The sequence below is a fragment of the Lacinutrix sp. MEBiC02404 genome (assembly GCF_053601575.1).
Window position 1 is genome coordinate 198165 of the sequence record NZ_JBSHNV010000153.1, and the last position, 24768, is coordinate 222932.

Below are 24768 nucleotides of genomic sequence, written 5' to 3' on the forward strand. Positions count from 1 at the left end.
ATTCAATAACTTCAACCAACAAATGAAACTTATAAACTACTAATACTTTCTTCAAAAAGTAAACCGCCTTTATACATTCCTTTCAAAACAGGATGAATTTCATTACCTAATTTTGTTAAACTATATTCTACTCTTGGAGGAACTTCAGGAAATGCTGTTCTATTGATTAATCCATCTACTTCTAATTCTTTTAGCTGTTTGGTAATCATTCGTTCGCTAATATCTGGCATTAATCTCACCAACTCACTATATCTTTTATCTCCTTGAAAAAGATGTAAAATTATAGTTCCTTTCCTTTTTCCTTTAATCGTATTTATAAATGTATCTATTGGACAATAACTTTTTTTCATTTTTTTTTATTCTTAAACGCCTTATAAACAGACAAAACAGCACAAAATGTTCGTATGCGCAAAAAATGTAAGCTCTTGCATATCAGCACATTTTTAACGAAATTTAATGTAAAATTAAGTAAAACAAATAAAAGAACAACTATGAATACGCAAACAACATACAAAGCTTTTAGAGTAGAAGATAATGATGGCAACTATGTTTCTTCCATTAAAGACATGCCTTTTTCTGATTTACCCGAAGGAGAAATACGCATAAAAGTACACTATAGTTCTTTAAACTACAAAGACGCTTTGTCTGCTTCAGGAAATAAAGGAGTAACTAGAAATTACCCGCACACGCCAGGTATTGATGCCGTTGGAACCGTTGTTTCTTCTAAATCGTCTAAATTTAAAGTTTCAGACCAAGTTATTGTTACCAGTTATGATTTAGGAATGAATACGGATGGAGGTTTTGCGCAATACGTGCAAGCACCTGCAGATTGGGCAGTTAAGCTACCAGAAAATCTTTCTATGAAAGAAGCGATGACTATTGGTACAGCCGGATTAACAGCTGGAATGTCTGTATTAAGATTAAGTGAACTTGTAAGACCAGAAGATGGACCAATAGTTGTCTCGGGCGCTACAGGTGGTGTAGGTTCTATGAGTCTCCTGATTTTAAAAAAACTAGGATATAAAACAGTTGCCATTACAGGGAAAGAATCTGAAATTGATTTTTTGAAAAATCTAGGAGCAGATGAAGTTATTATGCGGGAAGATTTCGAGAACATGGATAAAAAACCACTTTTAAAACCACTTTATGCTGGTGGTATAGATACGGTTGGAGGAACAATTCTTCAAAATATTATTAAAGCTACTTTCCCAATGGGAATTGTGACTTGCTGCGGAAATGTTGCATCTCCAAAACTAGATTTAACCGTATTTCCTTTTATATTAAGAGGAGTCACATTAATAGGAATAGATTCTCAAAATTACCCAATGAAATATAGAGAAAAAGTATGGGAGAAATTAGCTAACGAATGGAAAACGGATAGATTAACAGATGCAGCTACAGAAATATCTTTAGGTGATTTAAACGAAAAAATGGCGCTCATGCTAAAAGGAAAATTAAAAGGAAGAACAATAGTCAATTTGAATATATAAAGTACGCCAAGCCTATTATTTTCTACAAGCAAATTAGATTTTTAAAGTTGGATTTAAAAGAATCCTTTTTTTTTTGTTAAATTTAATAATACACGTTTAAATTAAATATAAATAATGTATATTTAATTGATTAATAGCACATTACTACAATGAACAACAATGAATTAATAAAAAAGCATCAAAGCAAACTCGATAAGAAATACAAAAACCTTATCGAGCAAGCTTACAATTTAAGGCAAACAGATCACGCATTAAGTGATATTTCTGAATACAGAGCCATTAAACTTCTAGGTAAATTAAACAAGTTAAAATACCTATCTAGAGATACAGCACATTCTGTAATTTCTTAATTTACCTTTTATTTAACCTTTGCTTAAAATCCAAACGCGAAGAAAACTCGTACTTTATATAAAGAACAAGTTATGAGCGCACAATTTTGCAAGGTTGGAAAAATAAAACCAAATTTAAACAAGTTATTAAGCCTAGGATCTACGGATAAAAAAGCAATACAGTTTGTGGAAGTAGTATACAAGAAAAAGTATACTAAAGACTTACATGTAGCTTCTTAAAATAACTAAAAGACTTAATAAGTCTAGAACCATACCATGAAAACATTTCGCCATCTACTAATTGTATTTTGGCATTAGTATAGTACGCTCCTAATTCTTCTATATGTTTTTCTTTAAAAGGATACGGCTCACTAGACAAAAAGACCACATCTACTTCTTTATTTTGCTGCATTTCAATTTCCGGATACCTTCCTAAATCTGCATAAACATTTTCAAATTTATTTAATTGTAATAAATAATCAATGAAGGTATTTTTACCAGCAACCATAAAAGGATTCTTCCAGATGAAATACGCTACCTTTAAAGTCGGTTTTGCTTGAATATCGTTTTGAAAATCTTTTAAATTATTTTGAATTTTCTCTGAAACATTTAAGGCTTCCTCCTTCTTACTGAAGATTTCGCCATATTGCTGAATCATTTCTATACAATGGGAAATGGTTTCAATTTCGGAAACATGCACCATACAAATTTCACTACAAGCAGCAACAATCTCCTTTGTATTTTCCTCTTTATTGCATAGAATAATATCTGGTCGTAGTGCTTTTATCTTTTCTAGATGGATTTGCTTTGTACCACCAACAATCGTTTTTGTTTTTAGTAAATGCTTTGGATGTACACAAAATTTAGTAATACCAACAATAGAAGATTCTAAACCTAAATCGTATAATAATTCGGTTTGAGAAGGCACTAAGGAGACAATTCGTTTTGGAACGGATTTAAAATGTAATTGTCTTCCTATTTGATCTTTTAGTTGCATTTAAAAAGACTGCTTCGTTCTTTGCAATGCCAGTAATGCTTCCATTTGCGATTGCAGTTCTTTTGCACTTTTTGCAGCTGCATCTGCAAAATCTAGTTCTTTGGAAGCGTAAATAATTCCTCTAGAAGAATTTATTAGTAAACCAACTTGTTCATTCATTCCATATTTACAAACATCTTGTAAATTTCCACCTTGTGCACCAACGCCTGGAACTAGTAAAAAACTATTTGGAACAATCTTTCTAATTTCCGCAAAATACTCCGCTTTAGTAGCACCGACTACATACATTAGGTTTTCCGAATTTTTCCAGTTTTTAGAGGTTTCTAAAACCTGTTTGTATAATTCTTTCCCTTCTACTTGCTTGGTTTGAAAATCGAAAGCACCTTCATTAGACGTTAAAGCCAACATAATAGTATGCTTATTTTCAAAAGCTAGAAATGGCTCTACGGAATCTTTTCCCATATATGGAGCAACCGTTACACTATCAAAAGCTAAATCTTCAAAAAAAGCTTTGGCATACATCGTACTTGTATTACCAATATCACCACGTTTTGCATCTGCAATCGTAAAGATTTCCGGATGCTTTTCGTTTAAATAATGGATAGTCTTTTCTAAAGCTCTCCATCCTTTTAATCCGTACGCTTCATAAAAAGCGGTATTTGGTTTATACGCCACACATACATGATGTGTTGCATCTATAATCGCTTGATTAAACGCGAATATTGGATCTTCTTCTTTTAAAAGATGTTGCGGAATTTTATTCACATCGACATCTAATCCTATACATAGAAAGGATTTCTTTTTTTGGATCTGATTTACAAGTTCTTTTGTGTTCATCGATAATATTTTGTCATTCTGCGCTACGACGCAGAATCTATTTTTATTATTAGTGGATTCCGCATCCAGTGCGGAATGACAAATCATTTTTATTTGTCATTAAAAAAGCCTCAAAAAAGAGGCTTATAATTAAAGGTGTTCGTCACTCGCTTTTAACTTCTCTGTGTTATCTGCTAGTTGTAATTCGTCTATAATTTTTTGAATATCGCCATTTACAATATTTTGTAAATCGTAAAGTGTTAATCCAATTCGGTGATCTGTTACACGACCTTGTGAATAATTGTACGTTCTAATTTTAGCACTTCTATCTCCAGAAGTTACCATGGTACCACGTAAAGCGGCATCTTCTTCATTTTTCTTAGCCAACTCCATATCATACAAACGAGAACGCAATACTTTAAATGCTTTCTCTTTATTTTTATGTTGTGATTTCTGGTCTTGACACTGTGCTACCAATCCGGTTGGAACGTGCGTTAAACGCACTGCAGAATACGTTGTATTTACTGATTGTCCTCCTGGTCCTGAAGAACAGAAAAAATCGATACGCACATCTTTTGGGTTTATTTCTACATCAAACTCTTCGGCTTCTGGAAATACCATAACCGTTGCTGCACTAGTATGTACACGACCTTGTGTTTCGGTTTGTGGTACACGTTGTACACGATGTACACCAGCTTCAAATTTTAAAGTTCCGTACACATCATTACCGGTAACTTCAAATTGAATTTCTTTAAAACCGCCATTGGTACCTTCACTATAATCTACAGTATCTACTTTCCATCCTCTACCTTCGCAGTATTTGGTATACATTCTGAATAAATCTCCAGCAAAAATACTAGCTTCATCTCCACCAGTTCCTGCACGCAGTTCTACCACCGCATTTTTAGAATCTTGCGGATCTTTAGGAATTAAAAGAACACGAATCTCATCGTCTAACTTAGGAATACCTTCTTTGGCTTCGTCATATTGCATTTTAGCCATTTCTACCATTTCGGCATCACTACCATCTGCAATAATCGCTTCTGCTTCTGCTAAATTATCTGTAAACTCTATATATTGCTCACGTTTATCCATTAAAAGGCGTAAGTCTTTGTATTCTTTATTTAACTCTACATAACGCTTTTGATCGGTAATAATATCTGGTTGAATGATTAAATCACTAACCTCATCAAAACGTTGTTTTACTATTTGTAATTTATCTAACATCTATCTTCTAAAAAATTGTATGCCAAAAATACGATAATTTATGGATTTTATATAGTGTATAGACTAGCAATATTGTTATGAAAATAATTAGTGCACTTTTGCGTTTTAATAGTACTCATGAAACTGCTAAAAGGAATACTTGCATATTACAAACCACTATTTCTGTGGTCTTTTTCTATAAACCTTCTTGTTTTAATAGTCAGCCAAAGCTTTGCACTCACTATTTTAACCAAGTTGTTTGTAGTTATTTTATTTTGGTTATTACTAAAAGATGCTAGCGTTAGAAGAAGAATTGGCTTTTATAAAATGGTTGGCGTTTCTAACCTAAAACTACTCAGTATTTTATTTTTAATAGATTGTTCTGTATCTCTTGCTTTTATATTCTTGATAAAAGGTTTTGCTTGATATATTGTTAAACCTTTCTAAATGTATTTAGTAATACCAGAAAAAACGCTTTAATTAGGAGACATGAAATCGCTAAAACTTATTTTTATTTTTTACAAACCGTTCCTTCTCTGGTCGTTTATAATTAATGTTTTAGCAGGAAGCAATATTGCTGTTCTTGTATTGCTAAAGCTACTTCTTACCATATTTCTATGGTATTATATTCGAGAAACAAAAGCAAAAACCAATTTAGTGTTTTATAAAAATGCTGGTATTTCTACTTTTAAATTATATGCTTCTATATTTATTATGGATGTTATTCTATCTGTTCCTTTTCTTCTAATAGCAAAAACAATACTATGATTTTAGAGATAGATAATGTAGAGCTTTCCTTTTCCAATAAGTTAGTGTTAAACGGAATTTATCTGAAAGCAGAAACAGGAAAAGTTACTGCTATTCTTGGCAGTAATGGTTGCGGAAAAAGTTGTTTACTACAAATAATATTTGGTGCATTACAACCTAAATATAAACTAGTAAGAATAGATAGCAAACCGATTACAAAACCTTTGTACTTAACTAAAAGCGTTAGTTTATTACCACAATACAATTTTGTTCCGAAAGGCTTAAAACTGAAAACCATTTTTAAAATTTTAGAGGTATCTTGGGAAACTTTCACGACTACTTTTGAAGGTTTTTCAAAATACAAAAACAGTAAGATCCATTTGCTTTCTGGCGGAGAACGTCGTTTAGTAGAAACCTATTTAATACTAAAAGGGAAAAGTAAAATTATTTTATTAGATGAGCCTTTTTCTCATATTGCCCCGCTTTATATAGAGAAACTAAAAACGCTGATTACCGAAGAAAAACAGCATAAAATTATCATCATCACCGATCATATGTACAAAGACATTATCGATACGGCAGATGCTATCTACTTACTTAAAAATGGGTATACAAAACAGATTATAGATTTAAAAGATTTAGAGTTCTTCAACTACTTAAGTGCAAATAGTATACACTAAAAATCTACAACCACACCAATACCTAGAATTTGCTTCCATTGTACTCTGGCTCCTTCTTCTACATATGCTTCCTCTTCATTTTCTTCACTAATAGCCATCAGATTTTTCACATCATTATCATACTTTAAATGCGAACCTAGATTCGCTCTAATGTAATTATTTACTTTAAAATCTAAGTTCACTTGCCAGTCTACATCTATGTTTCCGAAGCCATTAAGGTAATCGGTATAAAAGTTGACTGCATGTTTCATATAAATATTGGTAGCTATTTCTGTTTCGTAGGCATTTGTAATTAGTATTCCGAACTCATTTCGTACTTGCTCCCCATTTTTAATCACATTTTCATTTTCATCTAAAATAGCTGGTTTAACACCAAATGCTCCTGCGTTTGCTAACTCTTGATCTAAAACAAAAGTAGATTTAGTAGTTGCTGGAGAAAAGTAAACAGAAAGTTTTTCTATGTTTTTACCATATTCAATACCTACGCCATAAAACAAATAACCTGGCGCCATAATTTTAGAGATTACATTTGTGGTATTTGGATACGTATACCCATTTGTAAACTGCGTTTTAAAATTAAATCTAGAAGTAAAAAACCAATTAGTTAAACTATCGCTTCTATAGCCAACACTAGAATTAACCTCAATAATATCTTCCGTTTTTCTTAACTCTTGTTCTTGTTGTTTATTAATTCCGTAGCGGATATTAATATTATTATTCCAAAAAAAGTGTTTGAATTTATAGTTTGCTTGGCTAACAATACCTAATAATGCGGAAATAGAGTTACTTCCTCCAGAATTCCAATTAACAAAAGCGACCTCACTTACATCTAGAGTAGCAATGTTTTTGTTTTTCCATTTAGGAAAACTTTCTCTAAAGGTAGTATCTACAGCCGTAGAATCAGATTGTGCAAAAGTAAATTGAATAGCAAAAACGAGTAGTAGGAATAAAACTTTTTTCATGGGTAAATTTTAATAGCATACGAATTTAAATACTTCAACAAAGTATTTAATCTTTTTAACAGTTTTTAACAAGAAAACGGTAGAAAGCTCGTTTTTATTGTTAGTCGTCTAATCCCACATATTCCTCACTATAATCATCAATAGCATATCGTACCATAAAAAATAAAGCAAAAAGATAAAAAGATATTCCTGGAATAAATAATAGGTTAATATTAAAATAATAAGCTAGTACCATAAAAAAATCGGAAAGCGCAAAACCAAAAACAAAAGACATATAATACATAGCCTTTGTAGTATTGGCTGTGAAATTATAGTTTCCGGCAAAAACACATGCTAGAATAAGCACAATACCATAGAAATAGAGTATTATTTGTTGCAAGCCGTCATGCAGTTTATATGTTATAAACGTGAGTAATTGATCTAAGAAAAAAAAGTTTAAAAAAATTATTACCACAAAAAAAGCAATAAGAAATTTATTCACTTTTTTTAATTGTAATCTTTTCAATCCGCTAATTAATAACACTAAATAACCAGCAATTGAAAACAATGAAGTTAGCTTATTATAGATTCTATCATCATAAAAAAGCATAAAAAAGGCAGAAATTAAAAAGCTCACAAAAATGAATAAGATAGCCTTGTTTTTATACCCTTTAAAATAAAGGAATAATAAAAAATAAACAAATACGCTTATAAATCTTAATATTCTGTTTTCCGAAAAGGTGTATTCAGAAATAACATATATATTAATTACTAATAAGAGTAGCGAAATAATAAGCAGTGCTTTTTTTTCAAAACTCATTAAGATCTTGCTTTTAATAAGACGCTAATATCGATAAATGCATTAATACTCAAAAACGCCATATTCACTTTTAATAGTTAGCTTTTTATTTTCTGAAGCTTCTACGCTACCAATAATTTTAGCATCCACATTAAAGGATTTTGAAATAGCGATAATATCTTCGGCTATTTCTGGAGTTACATATAATTCCATTCTATGACCACAATTAAATACTTGGTACATTTCTTTCCAATCTGTTTTAGATTGTTCTTGAATAAGTTTAAATAATGGTGGCACCGTAAACATATTGTCTTTTACAATATGTAGATTATCTATAAAGTGAAGTATTTTAGTTTGTGCCCCTCCAGAACAATGTACCATACCGTGTAAACGATCACTATTGTATTTGGACAAGATGGCACTAATAATTGGCGCATAGGTTCTTGTTGGTGATAATACTAGTTTTCCTGCATCAATTGGAGAATCTTGTACAGCATCTGTTAATTTAATATTTCCAGAGTACACTAATTCTTCTGGTACGGAAGCATCAAAACTTTCCGGATATTTTTCTGCTAAATATTTAGAGAATACATCATGTCTTGCAGAAGTTAAGCCATTGCTTCCCATTCCTCCATTATATTCTTTCTCATAAGTGGCTTGACCAAAACTTTCTAAACCAACAATAACATCACCAGGTTTAATGTTTGCATTATCTACAACATCTGTACGTTTCATTCTTGCTGTTACTGTGGAATCTACAATAATAGTTCGCACTAAATCACCAACATCTGCAGTTTCGCCTCCTGTAGAATGAATAGTAACACCAAAGGTTTTTAAGTCTTGAATAAGCTCTTCGGTACCATTAATGATTGCCGAAAGCACTTCGCCTGTAATTAGGTTTTTATTTCTTCCAATGGTAGAGGAAAGCATGATATTGTCTGTTGCTCCAACACAAAGCAAATCGTCAATATTCATGATAAGTGCATCTTGTGCAATACCTTTCCAAACAGAAATATCTCCTGTTTCTTTCCAGTACATATAGGCTAGAGATGATTTTGTTCCTGCACCATCTGCATGCATAATTAAACAATAGTCATCATCATTCGTTAAATAATCTGGAACAATTTTACAGAATGCTTTTGGAAATAAACCTTTATCTATATTTTTAATAGCGTTATGCACATCTTCTTTAGAAGCAGAAACTCCTCTTTGTGCATATCTTTTACTTACATCTTGGCTCATGAGTCTATTTTGAGCAACAAAAATAGGAATTGTATTTTAGTTAATTATGAATTATTGGATTAGAATTAATAATTGTTGGTTCATTACTTGGTATTTTTTTCTTTTTATTAGAATTACCAAAGTAATAATTTATTCCAAAAGCAATTCTCCAATACACATCGTTTGCATCTCCAAACACTTTTCCATCCAATTCATCTGAAAAAGTATGGTTATAATCTGTAAACAGTTTTATACCAAAATCTTCCATAATGATATATTCTAGACCAAGACCTCCTTGTATTTTCATTCCAGTTGCTGCAAAATAGTTAGACGCATTAAGTCCTGCGCCTGCAAAAATAAAAGGTGTAAAGAAGTGATCTGGCATTATGGTACTTTCTACATTAAGATCAAAAGACATGTACCCATTATTACTAATATTTTTATGTGCAAGATTGAATTTGTTGTAGGTAAAATTCACATTAATATAAGGATTAATATATCTTTTATAACCTACTTGACCATAAAACTCGAATAACGGATCTTGGTAATCCCCATTAATTACGGCCGTACCCAAAGCGGCAGTAAAAACATTATCTGCTCTATATTTATAAAAAAAAGTATGTGATTTATCTTTTGTTTGTTTACTCGCTTCCTTTTGGGTTTGTGAACGTATTTGAGCAGTACAAAAACACAGAAATAAAACTAGAGAAACTTGTTTGAAATTTGAAATCATTTTAGCTGATTTTTTTATAAATATGGATTTAATTTAAAACAATAAAGACAAATGAAGCAAGTTCATTTGTCTTTATTAAAAATACTTAAAAACTTAAATCAACACATAATAACTCGCAGAGTTACCTACTAACTATAACTAGTTACTATTTATGTTGCACTACTTGTTTTGTCTGTACTAAATCTTTTTTGAAATCTTGTGTCTTTTTTTCTTTACTAGCCTGCGAGAATATAAAAGTCGCAACCATGAGCATAAGGACACTTAAGAAAAGCCTCTTCATTTTAAATTGATTATTGATTAATAGCTCTGCTAAAGTAAAGAAAACAAAGCTACTAAACTCCTATTAACCAAAGTATTCGTTGACATGTGAATTATATTAGACAAAATACAAAGTATTAACTTTTGCTCCATAAAAAAGGTCACTTTTATGAAAGCGACCTTTAAATGAAGGAAGAATTATGTCTAGTTGGTAAATAGTAATTCTCTATATTTTGTTAGTGGCCAAAGCTCATCATCGACCAATAACTCGAGCTTATCACAATGGTATCTAATATCATCGAAGAGCGGCTTTACTTTAAAGCAATATGCCTCTGCTTTTTTCTCTATATCTGCCAGATTATTCGCTTTTTTACGTTCGTTAGTCATTTTAGTAACATTAGAATTTAAAGATTCTAAATGACCAGAGATTTCTTCGATTAAAACCATTTGTTCTTTCGCTAATTTTTTAAAATCAGCACCATAAATTTCTTTAAGTCCTCTCACGTTTTCTATTAAAACGTTTTGATATTTCACAGCAGTTGGCACGACATGATTTCTTGCGATATCACCTAGCACACGACTTTCTATTTGTAAACGCATGGTGTATTGCTCTACCTCTATTTCGTAACGCGCTTCTACTTCTACTTTATTCATAATACCCAAATCACCATACAGATCGATCGCTTTTTTGGAGATTTTAGCTTTTAATGCTTCCGGAGTGGTTTTATTATTGCTCAATCCACGTTTTTTAGCTTCTTTTTCCCAAGCTTCACCATACCCATTTCCTTCGAATAAAATATTTTTAGATTTCTTGATATATTCTCTTAATATATTAAAGACAGCTTCGTCCTTTTTTAAACTTTTCTTTTCAATTAATGCATCTACTTCTCCCTTAAACTCTATTAATTGTTTTGCTACAATAGCGTTTAAAACGGTCATTGGATTTGCACAATTCGCTGTAGATCCTACTGCTCTAAATTCGAATTTATTTCCGGTAAACGCAAAAGGAGAAGTTCTGTTTCTATCTGTATTATCCAATAAAACATCTGGAATTTTACCAACTACATTCAATTTTAAATCTGTTTTTTCTTCAGGAGACAATTTACCATTAGTAACGTTTTCTAGCTCGCTTAATGTTTTGGTTAATTGTTCTCCTATAAATACGGAAATAATTGCAGGAGGCGCTTCATTTGCACCCAAACGATGATCATTACTGGCCGATGCTATTGCAGCACGAAGAAGTTCTTCATTATCATAAACCGCTTTAATAGTATTTATAAAAAAGGTTAAGAATTGCAGATTACTCATTGGCGTTTTCCCCGGACTCAAAAGATTAACTCCGGTATCTGTGGCCAAACTCCAATTATTATGTTTCCCAGAACCGTTTACTCCAGCAAATGGTTTTTCATGAAAAAGCACTTTAAAGTTATGTCGCGCAGCAATTTTATCCATCACATCCATTAATAAGGAATTATGATCTACTGCAAGATTCGCTTCGTCATAAACTGGCGCCAATTCAAATTGATTAGGTGCCACTTCATTATGTCTTGTTTTAACAGGAATACCAAGTAGCATACATTCGGTTTCTAAGTCCCGCATATATGCCATTGCACGATTTGGTATGGTACCAAAATAGTGATCATCTAATTGTTGTCCTTTTGCAGGAGAATGCCCTAATAACGTACGACCAGTTAACACTATATCTGGACGAGAATTGGCTAAAGCAAGATCGATTAAGAAATACTCTTGTTCCCAACCTAAAGACGCGTTTACTTTCTTCACATTTTTATCAAAATATTTACAAACCGCAACTGCTGCTTGATCAACAGCTTGTAACGCACGAAGTAAAGGTGTTTTATAATCTAGAGCTTCTCCGGTATACGAAACAAAAACAGTAGGTACACAAAGTGTTGTACCATAAATAAATGCTGGCGAAGTTGGATCCCAAGCCGTATAACCGCGAGCTTCAAAAGTATTACGTATTCCGCCATTAGGAAAACTAGAAGCATCAGGTTCTTGCTGTACTAGTTGTCCGCCTTCAAATTTCTCTATTGCTCTACCATTTCCAACAGGCTCAAAAAACGCATCGTGCTTTTCTGCGGTAGCTCCTGTTAGGGGCTGAAACCAATGTGTGTAATGTGTAACTCCTTTAGATATTGCCCACTCTTTCATACCTGTAGAGATATGATCTGCAATTACTCTATCTATTTTTGAACCATTTTTAATAGCATCTTGCACACTTTTAAGTGCTTCTTTAGTTAAATATTGTCGCATGGTGTCTTCATTAAAAACATTAGCACCAAAAATGGAAGAACGACGTTCCTTTTCTTCAATATAAACTGGCTTTCTATTATAGGTTTCTTTTACTGCAAAAAATCTTAAAGTGGACATAAAAATGTTTTTAATTTATTTTACGAATTTACAATTATTAGCTTCAAAAAAAGAAATACCCTAAAAAAAATAGGGTTATTAACCATAATTTAATAAAACTCACGATAAGTGATCTATTTTTTCATAGGTAATAATGAAAATTACCTATATTTACCAACATCATATTAATATAATTTGAAGTATTATGGCAAAAATTAAATTAGAATACATTTGGTTAGATGGGTATTTCCCAACTCAAAATATGAGAAGTAAAACCAAAGTAGAAGAGCATGAAGACTTTCAAGGAACAATTGAAGAATTAGGAATGTGGTCTTTTGATGGTTCCTCTACTAAACAAGCATCTGGAGGTGCTTCTGATTGCTTATTAAAACCAGTTGCAATTTATCCAGATCCTACACGAAGAAATGGTTATTTAGTAATGACAGAGGTATTAAATGCAGATGGTACGCCGCACGTTTCTAATGGTAGAGCTACCATTGAAGATGAAGATAATGATTTCTGGTTTGGTTTTGAGCAAGAGTATTTTATAATGGATACTAAAACACAATTACCGTTAGGATTCCCTATTGGTGGTTATCCTGCACCACAAGGAATGTATTACTGTTCTGTTGGAGGTTTACATACACATGGTAGAAAACTAGTAGAAGAGCATGCAGATTTATGTATTGATGCAGGTTTAAATTTCGAAGGAATTAATCAAGAGGTTGCTTCTGGGCAATGGGAATATCAATTGTTTGCAAAAGGAGCGAAACAAGCAGGAGATGAAATTTGGGTTTCTCGTTATTTACTAGATAGATTAACAGAGCAATATGGTTATTATATTGAATACCATCCAAAACCATTAGGTAGAGATATGGATTGGAATGGATCTGGAATGCATGCCAATTTCTCTAATACTGTTTTAAGAACATGTGGTAGTAAAGAAACATACGAAAAAATATGTGAAGCATTCAGACCTGTTGTAAAAGAACATATGGCTGTTTATGGTGAGTTTAACGACCAACGTTTAACAGGAGATCATGAAACTGCATCTATTGACGATTTCTCTTATGGCGTATCGGATAGAGGAGCTTCTATTAGAATTCCTATTATCACAGTAGAAAAAGGCTGGAAAGGATGGTTAGAAGACAGAAGACCTGCTTCTAATGGAGATCCATATAAAATTGCTGGTAGAATTATTAAGACTGTGAAGTCTGCTAATATTAGTTAATAAAATTTACATTATTTCAATTATCCATTAAAAAGGCTGTCTTATTAGATAGCCTTTTTTTTTATCCTCTAAATACGCTCACTATAAAAAAGTATTTAGATAAATCTGCAAATATCCCTTAATACTATTTCCTCTATTTAATTACCTATTAAAAAGACTATTGTATTAAATCGCTTCTTTTTATCCTCTAAATACTAAGACAATAAAAATACCGTAAAGCATTACTAAACCAAATCCTTTAATTTTATTAATCTCATGCCTTTTAGGTAAAAGTGCTAAAATCAATACGCTAGCAGCAAAGATTAACATCCAAAATATATCGCGAGATAATATCAAAGGCTCTGTCACAGGAATGGTTTTTATCATAGAAGTTAAACCCAGTACAGAACCAATATTAAAAATATTAGAACCAATTAAGTTACCCAAAGAAATTGCTTTTTCCTGTTTAGCTGCTGCTATTACAGAAGCTGCAAGTTCTGGAACACTTGTTCCTATAGCAATCATAGTTACACCAATCACCGCTTCGCTAACCCCAAGTTGTGTCGCAATTTCTGTAGCTCCTTTTACCAACCACTCACTACCAAAGTACAAAGCTAAAGCACCTATAAGCAACCAAATAATCATTTTAAAATTAGAAACAATTGCTAAAGTATCATCTACTTCTTCGGAAGCATCTTCATTTTTTTGACTTTTAATTAAATAGATTATAAATACAATTAAAGCTGCAAAAAGTATCGCTCCTTCTATAGCTGTTAATTGATTATCATTCCAAAGAAAATAATAAAGCGCAATAGAGAATAGCATCATTACTGGCCAATTTACTTTATAAAAAGACTTATCTACACCAATAGCGCCAACTATTGCAGTAATACCAAGTACCAAACCAATATTTGCAATATTAGAACCTACCACATTATTTATTGCTATTGCTGGTGAGCCAGACAAAGCGGCGTTTAAACTTACTAGTAATTCTGGAGCAGAAGTAGCAAAAGAAACCACTGTCATACCAATTACAATTTTAGATATGTTTAATTTAAAAGATAAAGCAACCGAAGCCCTAACTAGAAACTCTCCTCCTATTACTAATAAAACAAAGCCTAAAATTAAAAAAGCAATACTCATAATTATTTTTTTTTACGAAGATAGTATTTCTTCCAAATGAAAAAACAAAACTTAAAACTTAGTTGAATAACTATATTTACAGTTGTATAACTATAAAAATAGTTATACATTTGAGACAGTAAACTAGATTCCCATTTTCATGGGAACAAAAATATATTTTCGATGCAAAAGCTAACGAATAAAGAAGAGGAAATTATGCACATATTATGGAAGCTAGAAAAGGCTTTTGTAAAAGATGTATTACAGGAAATTGAAGAAGAAAAACCGCACTATAATACCCTTTCTACTATTATTAGACATTTAGAGGAGAAAGATTATGTTAGTTATAATGCCTTCGGAAAAACGCACCAATACTTTCCTATTATAACCAAAGAAGCCTATAAGAAGAAATTTATGAATACGGCCATAGACAACTATTTTAACAGCTCTTATAAAAATGTAGTTTCCTTTTTTGCTAAAGAAGAGAAAATAAGTGTTGCTGAGTTAAAAGAGATTATTTCTATCATTGAACAAAAAAAATAAGTATGGAGTATTTTTTAAAAGCATCTGCTATTACAGCACTATTCTATTTATGCTACAAAGTTTTTTTGCACCGTGAAACTTTTTTTGAAAGTAACCGATGGTTTTTATTAATAGGCTTACTAGCTACTATTTGTTTGCCTTTATTAATAATTCCGATTTACATAGAAAGTCCAAATACCACAATAGACCTCTCTAAATTTACAGAAAACATAAATATTACAACCACTACAAGTTTCGACTATACCTTCCTGGGATTAGCAAGTATTTATGTGCTTGGCGTTAGTTTCTTTTTCTTAAAACTAATTATAGAGTTTGTATCCTTGTTTCGTGTATTGCGTAAAAATAAATCCACCAAAAAAAATGGCTTCCTATATATAGAAACCGAAGAGTCCATTTCTCCTTTCTCTTTTTTCCACTTTATTGTGTATAATAAGAAACCGTTTAGCCCTACATAATTAGAACATATCATTAATCACGAAAAAGTGCATGCAAAGCAATTCCATTCTATAGACATTCTTTGCATACAATTAGCGACTGTTGTGTTTTGGTTTAATCCGTTTATCTGGCTTTATAAAAAAGAAGTACAGCAAAATTTAGAGTTTATTGCCGACAAACATGCGCAACGTAATTCGACCAATAAAAAGAGTTATGAATATGTTTTACTTAAAACAAGCATTGCTAACCAGTCATTAGCATTAGCAAACAACTTTTACACTTCATTAATTAAAAAACGAATCGTTATGTTACACAAATCAAAATCTAGAAAATTAAATGCATTAAAATATGTATTAGTATTACCATTATTAACGCTTTTCTTAATGAGTTTTAATACGAAAGAAATTTACTTGAATACCAATACTTCTAATTTCAAACAAACGATTGGAGCTATGGAAACGGTTATAATTACTAAGAATTTTTCGGATGTGGCATTAGACAAAGTAATTTCCGAATTTAAACCGAAAGATGTCACTCTTAATTTTAAGAAAATTGAAAGAAACGATCGAAATGAAATTATAGCGATTGCAATAGAAGCGAGTTCTAAAAAGATGAAAACTAATTTTAGCTCTAATTCGAATAACGCTATTAAACCAATTAAAATAATCTACAATAGCCAAGACTATAGTATTTCTATTAGCACCATAGAAGCGAATGAAACAGTTGTTACAGAAGACGGCACTACTGCTATTGTACCATCGGAATCGGACAATAATCCTTTTATTTTATCGGAAGAAGAACAGAATGCTAAGGTTGAAGTTATTACAGAAGACAGCAATAACAAAGACACTAAAGTTGTTATTAGAAGAAAAGCTACTACTATTGATTTAAATACGGAAGCTTCAGAAAATAAAGAGAAAGTAAAATTTACCTCGAAAGATAAGGATGGAAATATAGTAAATGAAGAAATTATTCCAGGTCAAAATGGTCAAACTTGGGTTGTTGAAAAAGGAGGCGCAAATGACGTACAGATTGTTAAAGCAAAGACAAAAGACAACAAACTATTTATTTCTACAGACTCAGAAAACAGTCCTTTAATATTTATAGACGAAAAAGAGTCTACCAAAGAGGAAATGGAAAATCTAGATCCAAACAATATAGCATCTATTAATGTTCTTAAAGGAGATAAACATATAAGAATCTATGGCGAAAAAGCTAAAAATGGTGTCCTATTAATTGTTACCAAAAAATAATATTTCAATTAAAAACAAGCATAAAAAAAATCGCAAACTAATGTTTGCGATTTTTTTTATGGGATTATGTTTTACTGAATCACCATTTTCTTTGTGGTAGTTTTACCTTCCGAAGTAATTTTAAAAAGATACATACCACTCGCAAGGTTTACATTTAAAACCGAATTACCAGTAATGCTGTAAGTTTCTATTTTTCTTCCTTCTAAAGAAAACACATCTACTGTAGCTTTATTTAAAAGACCATTAATGTAAATCGCATTTTTGGCTGGATTAGGATATACTTGAAGCTGTAGTTTATTATTTTCAGCAATACTTAATTCTTGATCCCAAACGTCTCCTGTCCCTACTTTATTTCCCCAAATATATTCTACCATATCTGGTTGATCTATAAAAGGGTTTCTATTAAACTGCCAAGTATAGACTACGTTGTTTCTATTCATTTCATAATCGTCTGGCGGATCATTTCTATGCCATTCTAATAAGGTTGCTAAATCTCCTAACTGTCCTTCTGTGCCGTCGCCATTGGGATAACCATTCACAACTTCCAGTCCGTTATATCTAACTGCCATGTACAAAACACTTCTAGCAACATCGCCATAAAAACTTCCCGCTGTATTTGTTGGCCCATTATATCCTCCTAAATTTGGATCTCCGTAATGCTTATTATTACGTGAACTATTCTCTGGTCCGTCTGCTGCTCTTAAAGCATGTGCATCTGAATTTCCGTGACGCAAGGAATCTGCTGTAGTATTCCAGAAAACTTCCTTTCCATCTGCAATATCATCCGCATCTATATCATAAAAGCCACCACGAGATCTAGGAAAAGTATGTTCTCTATTCCATTTCCCTGTGCTACTACCAATAGTATGATTATCTAATTTAGAACGACTTATTTCTTTATATACTAACCAAACCTCATTACTTTGTGCTGGGTTCTGATCTGCTTCTTTTAAAATATCAACAATATCTGCATACGTTTGCGCTCTTACTACACCTTCTTCTGCTACAATATCTTGTATCGCTTGACGTAATGCATCTTCTGTTAAGCCATCTAAACTATCATAATAACCATCCGGTTGCGTACTTGTTACATTTCCTATAAACGGGTTAAATTGAGTTGCAGGTGCTCCAAAATTTGCTGTTGTAAAATCATCATCCAGCACACGAAGCTTTACAAAGTTATTATTTATAATATTGGGCCAATTTACATTTCCGAATTTTATAATTGGTTCTTCATCCCCTTCATCTATTATATCATTTATAAGTGTAATTGATGTTGTAACCGAATTCATTCCGTTAAGAATGGTAACTGTAGTATTTCCAGAAAAATCAGAAGCGTCAAATCCATCATTATCTAAAGTAAAACTAAAAGTTACATCTTCTGTCACATTCTCTTCCGTAGAAAAAACAATATCAAAAGTATCCCCTTCATTATATTCTGTTGCATTTGTAGAAAGACTTACTGCTTTAAAAGGTATTCCTGCGCCATCATTTACAGCTCTTGGTGTTGGTGTTGCAGTTATGTACGAGCCATCTTCCAGACGTTGTATAGAGTTTGTATTATTAGAAGAACCTTCACTTATCTGTTCTGTTACTCCTAAAAGCGCCATTAAATCAACATCATCTGAATCGCTAGTATCGTACACCAATGCATCGATTAAATTGGTTTGAGTTGCTTGTGTTCCGTCGGGAAAATCAGATGCGCTTCCTAAATAAATGGCAACTGCATCTGCACCATTCTGAATCGTACTTACAGATATCAATATTTGAGGAAAAGGTTCTACGGAATCACTACCAATTAAAAGTAAACCATTTGGATCTGTTTGAAAACCATCTAGATCTATAGTAAAATAACTAGAATCATTTCCTGAAGCTGAGCCATTAAATAAAACGAGCACATAACCATCTAGAGGAAAATTGGGTGTGTCTGATTTAAGTTCGATAAATTCTTTATCATCCGTACTTGGCGTATCGCAATCTAGTTCATTGATAACAATTTGACTGAAGGAGAATTGATATATTACTAAACATATCAATAGCATGTAGTGTTTTTTCATTAGGGGGAATTTTGTGTAAAAATACGTATCCGTTTGGGTTTAAGCCGATTTTAACCTCGCGAAATGCAGAACTTTAACACTTATAGAAAAAAATCTACACAAAAAATATCGAGCTATTATATGTTTTATGAAACTATAAAAAAGATGAAAACGGATAAAAACAATCTGTTTTCGTAAAAAAAGCCCTTGGTTTTATTAAACCTTATAAAAAAGCACCTTGAAACACTACATATTATAACAACAATCAACACTTATAATTACATATTACAACATAAAATAAGGAATAATCATTACAAATTATAATAAAAATCATCTTTTTAGTTATAATACTATACGCAAATTCATTGATATTCTATAAAACGTTTGGAACATGGTTTGAAAATCATATATATTGAAAAAACATAAAAAAAACGAAACGCTTTATTAACAACTAAACCCTTAAAATTATGATGACACTTGTAACCACTTTAATTGAATTTATTATTTCTATACTTTAGTATATTACCCGATAGTAAGACTTAGTCTAGAATAAGTTTTACTATTTTATAAAAAAAGAATATTTGGCTACTTCTATTTAAAGCAATAATTTTGTTATTCAAAATATATCATTTTTAACAATGAAAAAGAAAGTGTTTAAAATATTAGCAAAGCTTAATAGAACCATTTTACCTAGTTTCACGAAACAGCGATTGGATTTAAGCAAAGCCTCAAAACTACAAATGGCTATTTTTGGTTGGAAAGTGTACGTAACTAAAAATGCATTAGATTAATTTTTCACTAATTACATCTCTTCCTTCTTCTCTTATACGCGGCGCTTCTAACGAAGATAAAGACTTCTTATCGACTAATATTCAGACAAGTAATAATCAGGTGTATTCTCCTAAAAAGCAACCTTTACTGTATCTATTATCCTTCTATATTTTTACAACGAAAAAAAAGTAAATAAAACTTTGAGTTTGCTTTGTGTTTCTATTAAAAAGAAATATATTTGCACCCACAAAAATGGCCTCGTGGCGCAACTGAATAGCGCACTTGATTACGGCTCAAGAGGTTACTGGTTTGAATCCAGTCGAGGTCACTTTAAAGAATGAGAATTCTAACTAAAACCACTCAATCACTATGATTTGAGTGGTTTTCTGGTTTTTAAGCATTCATTTAATTTGATATTAATTGAACTTAAATGTCTGCTCTTTGAATAGCAGACCTTCAAAGTGTCTGCTTAGCAGACACTTTGAAGAATAATAGTTTTGAAAGAGTACAGTTGATTTGACTTTCGTCCTAACGATGTTTAATATCTAAAGACGACAACTATGCGTACAAAACACACATTTTCAACAATCTTCTGGTTACAAACCACAAGAGCAATTAACAATGAAGCACTACTCTACATTAGAATTACTGTAGATGGTAAAAGAGTCAACCTTAGTTTAAAAAAGCGAGTTCCACTATCTCTATGGGATGCTAAAAAGAAAAAAGCGAAAGGCTCTTCTGCACAAGCAAGACAAATTAATATTTACATGGATGAAGTTAGAACAAAGCTCTTCCAAATTTATCAAGACCTAAAATTCAAAGGAGAGCTTATCACGGCACAGCTAATTAAATCATTTTATACTGGAGATGGACAGCAAAGTAAATCTTTGAAAAATATTTTTGATTATCACAGTGAAAAAATCGCCAACACGCTAGCAGTTGGTTCCATTAGAAATTTTGGTATTACTGAGAATTACGTTTTTAAGTTCCTGGAGAAGAAAAAAAACACAACAGACATTTACCTCAACCAACTCAATTTTGAATTCCTAAGTCATTTTGAATTATTCCTTTGTGATATATGGCCAGTAGGCCATCAAAAAGCATTAAGCAATAATACGAGGATGAAACACATACAACGCTTACGAAAGGTGATAACACTCGCCTATCATTTAGAATGGATAGACAGAGATCCTTTTGTAAGATGGAAAATGAATTATGACAAAACCAACAGAGAATTTCTTACCGAAGTCGAATTAAAAAACCTGGAAGAAAAAGTTTTTATTTCAAAACGTCTAGACCGCGTTCGTGATTTATTCGTCTTTAGTTGTTATACCGGCATAAGCTATGTAGACATTATGAATTTAACTCCTAATCATTTAGTATTAGGAATGGATGGAGGAAATTGGATAAGAACCAAAAGACAAAAAACGAATACCGTTGTTAAGGTACCACTATTAGGACAAGCATTAGATATTGTAAACAAGTACAAAGACCATCCAAGTACAGCGATAAACGATTCTTTATTACCAGTATTATCCAATGAGAAACTAAATGTATTCCTCAAAGAAGTCGCTAATTTTGTGGGCATCCAGAAAAACCTAACCTTTCACATGGCACGCCACACATTTGCCACTACAGTTACATTGTCCAACGGAGTTCCTATCGAAACAGTTTCCAAACTTTTAGGACATACAAAAATAGCAACAACACAAATTTATGCTCGAGTATTAGAAAACAAAATCAGCACAGATATGAATGCATTAAAAGATATTTTATCAAAGAAAGAAAAGAAATTAAAAAAAAGAGGATAACACATTTGAATTTTATTTGTTTGATTTTTTTACTATTTTGTAGAAAATTTTCTACAATTTAATTAAATTTATATCAAAAACGTAGTCGATGAAGTACATAGCCCCAATCATCAAGAATTACAAAAAACAAATAACACAATTCGAAAAGTCTAATTTAAGAAACCAAAAAGAGTTAAATGAAGGCCTAAATCTCTCCAGAGACACACTGACTCAATTAAGACGGCGACTAAAAGCTCCAGATTGTCTCATTAGTCAGGACGAGGAAATTCAATTCTTTAAAGTGGATAAACCATTTATTAATGGGCATATTAAATTCTTTTCAAAAGTTAGACGTTTTATTTCAGAAAGACCTACGGCGAGTATATCCATGCAAATGGATTACCTCAGAGATAGGATTGACAAACTCGAGAAACATAAAATGCGGAATTTAGAGTTTTTTCAATATATCAGGCATTGTAATACATCATTAGACCACATCTATTTTGTACGTGGAAATGACAAGCTTGATTTCCCTGTAGATACCTTTCATTATTATACAGATCCGGAATTCTCAACCACTCACGACAATCTAGCAGCGCAAGTAATTAGCTACGACTTGCTTTCTAATTATTACCAGCGAAAAATGAAATTGCTAAAAAAGCAAAATGAGAATATAACTATCGAAGAAATAAGTCCAGCAATCCTCAACGGACTTTCCTGGACCGCATCAAAAACAGATTTAATAGAATTACTATATGCATTACATAGTTCTGGAGCCATAAGAAACGGACAAGCAGAATTGAGTAAAATGGCAGAAGTTTGCGCGACCTTATTTGATCTTAAACTCAATAATTTCTATAAAACCTATGCCGAAATCAAGAATCGCGAAAAAGACACCACAAAATTTTTAGACCAATTAAAAAGAAGTCTTGAAAAACGCATAGACCTTGATAATGCTAAATAAGCTCAATAAATATGCCCATAAAATAACAGTCTTAAAATGTTAAAATTCTTCGGTACTACCGAACATATACCGAAGAAAACAATATAAATAATAGCAGCTTTGTAGAACGAAAGTCAAATCGATAGCTTCATGAACACCTATTTATTAAAAAAGAAAAGTTTGTGAACTAAATTAACGTAAGTACTATCATTGAGAATGAGAACTTGATATGATAGTGCTTTAAGTTATCCCGCACTGGATGCGGGACCTCATTATTAATACTAAAAACTCGTTTTACAATGGCAACAGAAATTATTACAACAGACGACCTCCACGATTTTAAAATGCAATTATTCGGAGAACTAAAAAAACTACTTACCGCAAATCCACAAGCAACACCAAAAAAATACCTCAAATCTGCAGAGGTCATGGAAATGCTTCAAGTGAGTCCAGGAACATTACAAAACTTTAGAATCAACGGTACACTACCCTACACAAAAATTGGAGGCATTATACTCTACGAGTATGAAGAAATATTAAAAGTACTCAAAGAAAATCGTGTCGCTTCATAAGATATGTTTTGGCAGAAGTTAATTATATTAAGCACCTCAACGCAGTATTTAGTCAGTTTTCAAAAGACAGCAGACTTAATCCAACACACATAAGTTTGTATTTAGCATTTTTCCAAATATGGAATTACAATCGCTTTTGCGACGGTTTCCATGTCAACCGGGAAGAGGTCATGCGTTTATCCAAGATAGGTTCTAAATCTACCTATCACAGATGCACCAAAGAATTACACCATTACAAATACCTCATCTATGAACCATCACATAATCCATTCAAAGGATCTGTGATTAAGATGCTCATCTTTAGTTCCCGTGAAAGCGGGAATCTCAAGAAGAAAAGTCAAAGTAATTTGGAATCAACTATCCCAAATGCAAGACAAGTAGTAGTACAACCGTTGGACTTATCCGCCCCAAATCAAGGACAAGCATTGGTACCTTTTAATAAACAGTATAAACAAATAGAAAACAGGTATAAACTGGAGCTTCCAAAAAATGAATTAGAAGTTATAGCCTTTTTCAAAAAAATAAAGGCACCGGAACTGGAAGCACAAAAATTCTATAACCATTACCAGGCTAACGGTTGGAAAATAGGCGGCAAAATTAAAATGGAAGATTGGCACGCTTCGTCCAAAAACTGGATACTAAAAGCTGCAGAACTAAAAACAGAAAAACAGCAGTCCCAAAATCGAGACAACCATCGCTCTGCCGAAAGCGGGAATCTCCATACAATCAGAAATAAAAATTATGACCAACCGCTTTAATTCCCGCAAAGGCGGGAATCTTTTAAATGAATCTCAAGATGACAAAAACTACTAGCACATATAATTTAAAAAACCCGAGTATCATTTACGAAGGTGCTACGCAATTTGAGTTAGGAAGTTTCAACGGCAAAGAAATCAACTATGATTTCCCTAAAATCCTCACCTACCTAGATGTAAAAGGAAAATTACTATTTGGCAAGAACTTCAAAATCTACGAAGACGACCACGAGCTCTTACTCAAACTAGCAAGCTATTTTATCCAGGATCATGAATACTGCAAGAAACTAGACATCGACACCAATAAAGGCATCCTTTTATCTGGCCCTGTTGGTTGCGGAAAAACAACTTTAATGCGATTATTACCCCATCTAGTGCCACACAAGAAATCCTACACCCTTATTCCTAGTAGGAATATCGTGTTTGGCTTCAATGGCATTGGCTTTAAAATGATTGAAGATTATAGTGATCACAATGCATATTGTTTTGACGACTTAGGCGTAGAACATATTGGCAGACATTATGGTAAAGATTGTAATGTAATGGGAGAAATACTCATATCAAGATATGAGATATTTAAACAAAAAAACATCCTAACACATATTACAACCAACCTTAATGCCGAAGAACTTCAAGAGAAATATGGCGAACGTGTTAGATCTAGGATGCGGGAATCTTTTAACTTAGTGAGCTTTACTTCAAATAGTGTGGATAAAAGGAAATGATGTTCATTATTAATTAGTGTTCATTG

At 32.2% G+C, this 24768-nt stretch carries 26 protein-coding genes and 1 tRNA gene; 16 read left to right on the forward strand and 11 right to left on the reverse strand.

Translation table 11 applies throughout. The annotated features are described in order from the left end of the window. Positions 1-29 precede the first annotated feature (29 nt). The gene (locus ACVCXO_RS07315) at positions 30-350 is read right to left on the reverse strand and encodes a winged helix-turn-helix transcriptional regulator (RefSeq protein ID WP_452228939.1); all 321 of its coding nucleotides are present in this window, start codon (positions 348-350) and stop codon (positions 30-32) included. 141 nt (positions 351-491) lie between these two features. Here ACVCXO_RS07315 and ACVCXO_RS07320 point away from each other — a divergent pair, with 141 nt between their 5' ends. The 3 genes from ACVCXO_RS07320 to ACVCXO_RS07330 all read left to right on the forward strand — a co-directional run bounded on the left by ACVCXO_RS07320 (position 492) and on the right by ACVCXO_RS07330 (position 2059). Next, positions 492-1490, forward strand: coding sequence for a YhdH/YhfP family quinone oxidoreductase (locus tag ACVCXO_RS07320; RefSeq protein ID WP_452228940.1), 999 nt, complete (start codon positions 492-494; stop codon positions 1488-1490). A gap of 149 nt (positions 1491-1639) precedes the next feature. Continuing rightward, the gene (locus ACVCXO_RS07325; protein ID WP_452228941.1) at positions 1640-1840 is read left to right on the forward strand and encodes a Lacal_2735 family protein; all 201 of its coding nucleotides are present in this window, start codon (positions 1640-1642) and stop codon (positions 1838-1840) included. Between the two features lie 72 nt (positions 1841-1912). Beyond that, positions 1913-2059: a hypothetical protein gene (locus ACVCXO_RS07330; protein WP_452228942.1), complete on the forward strand. Its 147-nt coding sequence runs from the start codon at positions 1913-1915 to the stop codon at positions 2057-2059. Here ACVCXO_RS07330 and ACVCXO_RS07335 read toward each other — a convergent pair. From ACVCXO_RS07335 to prfA, 3 genes are all read right to left on the reverse strand, one after another. Next, positions 2034-2816 (reverse strand): ABC transporter substrate-binding protein, encoded by a 783-nt coding sequence (locus ACVCXO_RS07335; RefSeq protein WP_452228943.1) that lies wholly within the window; start codon positions 2814-2816, stop codon positions 2034-2036. The genes ACVCXO_RS07330 and ACVCXO_RS07335 overlap by 26 nt on opposite strands. Continuing rightward, positions 2817-3653, reverse strand: coding sequence for an orotidine-5'-phosphate decarboxylase (gene pyrF / locus ACVCXO_RS07340; protein ID WP_452228944.1), 837 nt, complete (start codon positions 3651-3653; stop codon positions 2817-2819). It abuts the gene before it with no gap. Positions 3654-3782: 129 nt separating this feature from the next. Continuing rightward, positions 3783-4859, reverse strand: coding sequence for a peptide chain release factor 1 (prfA, locus tag ACVCXO_RS07345; RefSeq protein ID WP_055445507.1), 1077 nt, complete (start codon positions 4857-4859; stop codon positions 3783-3785). A gap of 117 nt (positions 4860-4976) precedes the next feature. Between prfA and ACVCXO_RS07350 the strand changes: the two genes are divergently transcribed. Next, on the forward strand, positions 4977-5264 hold the full coding sequence (locus tag ACVCXO_RS07350; protein WP_452228945.1) for a hypothetical protein: 288 nt from the start codon (positions 4977-4979) through the stop codon (positions 5262-5264). A 338-nt stretch (positions 5265-5602) separates the two neighbouring features. Next, a complete protein-coding gene (locus ACVCXO_RS07355) occupies positions 5603-6265 on the forward strand; it encodes an ATP-binding cassette domain-containing protein (protein ID WP_452228946.1) in 663 nt (220 codons plus the stop codon). On the opposite strand, the gene ACVCXO_RS07360 is transcribed toward ACVCXO_RS07355, so the two are convergent. The 5 genes from ACVCXO_RS07360 to ACVCXO_RS07380 form a co-directional block, all read right to left on the reverse strand. Then, entirely contained in the window at positions 6262-7227 is a 966-nt protein-coding gene (locus ACVCXO_RS07360; protein WP_452228947.1) for a DUF3078 domain-containing protein, read from the reverse strand. The genes ACVCXO_RS07355 and ACVCXO_RS07360 overlap by 4 nt on opposite strands. Positions 7228-7327: 100 nt before the next feature. Further along, positions 7328-8026 carry a hypothetical protein gene (locus tag ACVCXO_RS07365; RefSeq protein ID WP_452228948.1) on the reverse strand — a complete coding sequence of 233 codons (699 nt, stop codon included), beginning with the start codon at positions 8024-8026 and terminating at the stop codon, positions 7328-7330. A 42-nt stretch (positions 8027-8068) separates the two neighbouring features. After that, complete coding sequence (locus tag ACVCXO_RS07370; RefSeq protein ID WP_452228949.1) at positions 8069-9247, reverse strand: AIR synthase related protein; 1179 nt, start codon at positions 9245-9247, stop codon at positions 8069-8071. Positions 9248-9287: 40 nt separating this feature from the next. Then, positions 9288-9959 (reverse strand): Curli production assembly/transport component CsgG, encoded by a 672-nt coding sequence (locus ACVCXO_RS07375; RefSeq protein WP_452228950.1) that lies wholly within the window; start codon positions 9957-9959, stop codon positions 9288-9290. Positions 9960-10421: 462 nt separating this feature from the next. After that, positions 10422-12608, reverse strand: coding sequence for a glutamine synthetase III family protein (locus tag ACVCXO_RS07380; protein WP_452228951.1), 2187 nt, complete (start codon positions 12606-12608; stop codon positions 10422-10424). A gap of 184 nt (positions 12609-12792) precedes the next feature. On the opposite strand from ACVCXO_RS07380, the gene ACVCXO_RS07385 reads away from it, so the two are divergent. After that, positions 12793-13818 (forward strand): glutamine synthetase beta-grasp domain-containing protein, encoded by a 1026-nt coding sequence (locus ACVCXO_RS07385; protein WP_452228952.1) that lies wholly within the window; start codon positions 12793-12795, stop codon positions 13816-13818. A gap of 180 nt (positions 13819-13998) precedes the next feature. Here the strand turns inward: ACVCXO_RS07385 and ACVCXO_RS07390 are convergent, their stop codons facing one another. Further along, positions 13999-14940 carry a calcium/sodium antiporter gene (locus tag ACVCXO_RS07390; protein ID WP_452228953.1) on the reverse strand — a complete coding sequence of 314 codons (942 nt, stop codon included), beginning with the start codon at positions 14938-14940 and terminating at the stop codon, positions 13999-14001. A 162-nt stretch (positions 14941-15102) separates the two neighbouring features. Here ACVCXO_RS07390 and ACVCXO_RS07395 point away from each other — a divergent pair, with 162 nt between their 5' ends. The 3 genes from ACVCXO_RS07395 to ACVCXO_RS07405 are packed head-to-tail and all read left to right on the forward strand — an operon-like array spanning position 15103 to position 17150. Continuing rightward, on the forward strand, positions 15103-15462 hold the full coding sequence (locus ACVCXO_RS07395) for a BlaI/MecI/CopY family transcriptional regulator (RefSeq protein WP_452228954.1): 360 nt from the start codon (positions 15103-15105) through the stop codon (positions 15460-15462). Positions 15463-15464: 2 nt separating this feature from the next. Then, entirely contained in the window at positions 15465-15917 is a 453-nt protein-coding gene (locus ACVCXO_RS07400) for a hypothetical protein (protein ID WP_452228955.1), read from the forward strand. A 12-nt stretch (positions 15918-15929) separates the two neighbouring features. Then, a complete protein-coding gene (locus tag ACVCXO_RS07405; RefSeq protein ID WP_452228992.1) occupies positions 15930-17150 on the forward strand; it encodes a M56 family metallopeptidase in 1221 nt (406 codons plus the stop codon). Between the two features lie 71 nt (positions 17151-17221). Here ACVCXO_RS07405 and ACVCXO_RS07410 read toward each other — a convergent pair whose 3' ends face one another. Next, positions 17222-19207, reverse strand: coding sequence for an endonuclease (locus tag ACVCXO_RS07410; protein ID WP_452228956.1), 1986 nt, complete (start codon positions 19205-19207; stop codon positions 17222-17224). A gap of 617 nt (positions 19208-19824) precedes the next feature. On the opposite strand from ACVCXO_RS07410, the gene ACVCXO_RS07415 reads away from it, so the two are divergent. The 7 genes from ACVCXO_RS07415 to ACVCXO_RS07445 all read left to right on the forward strand — a co-directional run bounded on the left by ACVCXO_RS07415 (position 19825) and on the right by ACVCXO_RS07445 (position 24742). Beyond that, positions 19825-19977, forward strand: a complete 153-nt coding sequence (locus ACVCXO_RS07415; protein ID WP_452228957.1) for an SsrA-binding protein — start codon at positions 19825-19827, stop codon at positions 19975-19977. Between the two features lie 234 nt (positions 19978-20211). After that, positions 20212-20285, forward strand: a tRNA-Arg gene (locus ACVCXO_RS07420). Between the two features lie 232 nt (positions 20286-20517). Next, the gene (locus ACVCXO_RS07425; RefSeq protein ID WP_452228958.1) at positions 20518-21768 is read left to right on the forward strand and encodes a site-specific integrase; all 1251 of its coding nucleotides are present in this window, start codon (positions 20518-20520) and stop codon (positions 21766-21768) included. Positions 21769-21856: 88 nt separating this feature from the next. Next, the gene (locus tag ACVCXO_RS07430) at positions 21857-22711 is read left to right on the forward strand and encodes an RteC domain-containing protein (RefSeq protein ID WP_452228959.1); all 855 of its coding nucleotides are present in this window, start codon (positions 21857-21859) and stop codon (positions 22709-22711) included. Between the two features lie 278 nt (positions 22712-22989). After that, positions 22990-23262: a helix-turn-helix domain-containing protein gene (locus ACVCXO_RS07435; protein WP_452228960.1), complete on the forward strand. Its 273-nt coding sequence runs from the start codon at positions 22990-22992 to the stop codon at positions 23260-23262. Positions 23263-23270: 8 nt separating this feature from the next. After that, entirely contained in the window at positions 23271-24020 is a 750-nt protein-coding gene (locus tag ACVCXO_RS07440) for a hypothetical protein (protein ID WP_452228961.1), read from the forward strand. A 38-nt stretch (positions 24021-24058) separates the two neighbouring features. Continuing rightward, complete coding sequence (locus ACVCXO_RS07445) at positions 24059-24742, forward strand: ATPase (RefSeq protein WP_452228962.1); 684 nt, start codon at positions 24059-24061, stop codon at positions 24740-24742. Positions 24743-24768: the final 26 nt, after the last annotated feature.

Bases quoted from the DNA above. Each gene is read 5' to 3' on its own strand.
- ACVCXO_RS07315 (WP_452228939.1), bottom strand. From the start codon at position 350: ATGAAAAAAAGTTATTGTCCAATAGATACATTTATAAATACGATTAAA.
- ACVCXO_RS07320 (WP_452228940.1), top strand. From the start codon at position 492: ATGAATACGCAAACAACATACAAAGCTTTTAGAGTAGAAGATAATGAT.
- ACVCXO_RS07325 (WP_452228941.1), top strand. From the start codon at position 1,640: ATGAACAACAATGAATTAATAAAAAAGCATCAAAGCAAACTCGATAAG.
- ACVCXO_RS07330 (WP_452228942.1), top strand. From the start codon at position 1,913: ATGAGCGCACAATTTTGCAAGGTTGGAAAAATAAAACCAAATTTAAAC.
- ACVCXO_RS07335 (WP_452228943.1), bottom strand. From the start codon at position 2,816: ATGCAACTAAAAGATCAAATAGGAAGACAATTACATTTTAAATCCGTT.
- pyrF (WP_452228944.1), bottom strand. From the start codon at position 3,653: ATGAACACAAAAGAACTTGTAAATCAGATCCAAAAAAAGAAATCCTTT.
- prfA (WP_055445507.1), bottom strand. From the start codon at position 4,859: ATGTTAGATAAATTACAAATAGTAAAACAACGTTTTGATGAGGTTAGT.
- ACVCXO_RS07350 (WP_452228945.1), top strand. From the start codon at position 4,977: ATGAAACTGCTAAAAGGAATACTTGCATATTACAAACCACTATTTCTG.
- ACVCXO_RS07355 (WP_452228946.1), top strand. From the start codon at position 5,603: ATGATTTTAGAGATAGATAATGTAGAGCTTTCCTTTTCCAATAAGTTA.
- ACVCXO_RS07360 (WP_452228947.1), bottom strand. From the start codon at position 7,227: ATGAAAAAAGTTTTATTCCTACTACTCGTTTTTGCTATTCAATTTACT.
- ACVCXO_RS07365 (WP_452228948.1), bottom strand. From the start codon at position 8,026: ATGAGTTTTGAAAAAAAAGCACTGCTTATTATTTCGCTACTCTTATTA.
- ACVCXO_RS07370 (WP_452228949.1), bottom strand. From the start codon at position 9,247: ATGAGCCAAGATGTAAGTAAAAGATATGCACAAAGAGGAGTTTCTGCT.
- ACVCXO_RS07375 (WP_452228950.1), bottom strand. From the start codon at position 9,959: ATGATTTCAAATTTCAAACAAGTTTCTCTAGTTTTATTTCTGTGTTTT.
- ACVCXO_RS07380 (WP_452228951.1), bottom strand. From the start codon at position 12,608: ATGTCCACTTTAAGATTTTTTGCAGTAAAAGAAACCTATAATAGAAAG.
- ACVCXO_RS07385 (WP_452228952.1), top strand. From the start codon at position 12,793: ATGGCAAAAATTAAATTAGAATACATTTGGTTAGATGGGTATTTCCCA.
- ACVCXO_RS07390 (WP_452228953.1), bottom strand. From the start codon at position 14,940: ATGAGTATTGCTTTTTTAATTTTAGGCTTTGTTTTATTAGTAATAGGA.
- ACVCXO_RS07395 (WP_452228954.1), top strand. From the start codon at position 15,103: ATGCAAAAGCTAACGAATAAAGAAGAGGAAATTATGCACATATTATGG.
- ACVCXO_RS07400 (WP_452228955.1), top strand. From the start codon at position 15,465: ATGGAGTATTTTTTAAAAGCATCTGCTATTACAGCACTATTCTATTTA.
- ACVCXO_RS07410 (WP_452228956.1), bottom strand. From the start codon at position 19,207: ATGAAAAAACACTACATGCTATTGATATGTTTAGTAATATATCAATTC.
- ACVCXO_RS07415 (WP_452228957.1), top strand. From the start codon at position 19,825: ATGAAAAAGAAAGTGTTTAAAATATTAGCAAAGCTTAATAGAACCATT.
- ACVCXO_RS07425 (WP_452228958.1), top strand. From the start codon at position 20,518: ATGCGTACAAAACACACATTTTCAACAATCTTCTGGTTACAAACCACA.
- ACVCXO_RS07430 (WP_452228959.1), top strand. From the start codon at position 21,857: ATGAAGTACATAGCCCCAATCATCAAGAATTACAAAAAACAAATAACA.
- ACVCXO_RS07435 (WP_452228960.1), top strand. From the start codon at position 22,990: ATGGCAACAGAAATTATTACAACAGACGACCTCCACGATTTTAAAATG.
- ACVCXO_RS07445 (WP_452228962.1), top strand. From the start codon at position 24,059: ATGACAAAAACTACTAGCACATATAATTTAAAAAACCCGAGTATCATT.